Here is a 1,509-nt window from a genome sequence, read left to right as displayed (position 1 = left end):
TGTGCGGGAAGAAACATACTCGCTGACAAAGATAACTTTCTCACAGCGACATAAAAAACGCCCATAAAAATAGGAAAGGAGAATTAATGAATTCTTTTTACTTCTCTTTTTATAAACAATATCAATTTCTGTACCATGAATAATGTATACAACCTTCTTAAAAATATTATTGGTTCCGATTATACCTAGAATGTAAGCGGAGCGAAGGTCGTTAACCAAAATAATATTATTCTTTCTAATTAAAGAGAATAAAAAGGTTAGTGCTCCCCAAAGTGGCCATATAAAATTATACAATTTACGTAAAAGTTTATTCTTGGGATTTGAACATATAACCGTGCAAGGAATGTGTCTACCAATCAAAGATTGCGCTGTTTGCGATGCAACAACACCAGCTCCACCTATATGATAAGGATAGAGTTCATCAGTTAATATTAATACTTTCATAATTATTATCTTGGGCAGAATTCAGGATCAATCTCACTTATAACCATGCACTTGCTGGCTTTTAAGTAATCGATGTTAATAGGATTGCTTTGGACTAAATTGCTATAAAAAAACTTTGGATCGTTGAAATCATAAATATAATATGGATTCGTAATATTTCTAACAAAAACAGAAACAACCATAATAATTGTTATTGGAAGCAAAACCTTAGTAAGAGAAAATGTTGCGCCACGAGAAAAAACAAGTTCCGCATATAAAATAACTAAGGGGAAGATAAAATACAATAAGCGTTGTAAAAATGGAGCTGTATAGAAAGCCAAATGAAATAGGAAGAACAAATAAGCTCCCATTGCATAAACATTCTTATCTGAATCTTCCCGCCTACAACTCTTGTGCGTGAAGAATACAAGAAAGATACCTAGAAAATCAATAATTGCAAAGAGACCTAGTTTTAGGTCAGAACTTTTAGAAATGTAGCTGACTAATTTTGCATAAAGTAATTGAGGAATAATTCCGCTCATAGGCATAACGAGGATAGGTAAGCTAAGCAATAATATTATAAAGAATGCTGCGAAAATAAATAATAAGATCATGTTCTGCTTAGTAAATTGCATCCTTAACACGAAAAAAACCGGAATCATTAAGATTGCTGAAGCATGAAACAATGAGGCACATACACAAACAATAAAGATTTTTTTTAATGAACAACTACGAATTTCAGGAAGTAGTGGTAGCAAAATACTAAATGCTAACAATTGTCTGATTGCATCATTAAACAGCGGATATACAAATGCAATTAAACCAAAAAGAAATAAACTACGATTAAATTTGAAAGGTATTTTTTTAATAAAGCTTATGATTGATAGTACGGCTACAGCACTAGCGAAAAATACAACCGCATGGAAATTTTCAATGTTTAATACAGCACCACATAAATATAAGATTAACATAAAGCCAGGTTCATACGCCAAATACTCTGAAGAACCTAAACCATGTACCAGTCTCTTAAACACAACTCCGAGCCCAAGAGAAAAGAGGCAATGACCAATGCCGTCATATGATTGA

At 32.5% G+C, this 1,509-nt stretch carries 2 protein-coding genes; both read right to left on the bottom strand.

The window, feature by feature from the left end:
* A partial coding sequence (locus INF61_RS22770; protein ID WP_193548160.1) for a glycosyltransferase occupies window positions 1–444 on the bottom strand: 444 nt, incomplete at its 3' end.
* 5 nt (window positions 445–449) lie between these two features.
* On the bottom strand, window positions 450–1,509 hold a 1,060-nt coding region (locus INF61_RS22765; protein WP_227413541.1), incomplete at its 5' end, for an EpsG family protein.

Origin of the sequence: Enterobacter cloacae complex sp. P18RS (assembly GCF_014982105.1) — a bacterium.
Classification (GTDB): Bacteria; Pseudomonadota; Gammaproteobacteria; order Enterobacterales; family Enterobacteriaceae; genus Enterobacter; species Enterobacter hormaechei_C.
Note: the sequence above shows the minus strand (reverse complement) of the source record. Positions and strands in the feature narration are given on the sequence as shown.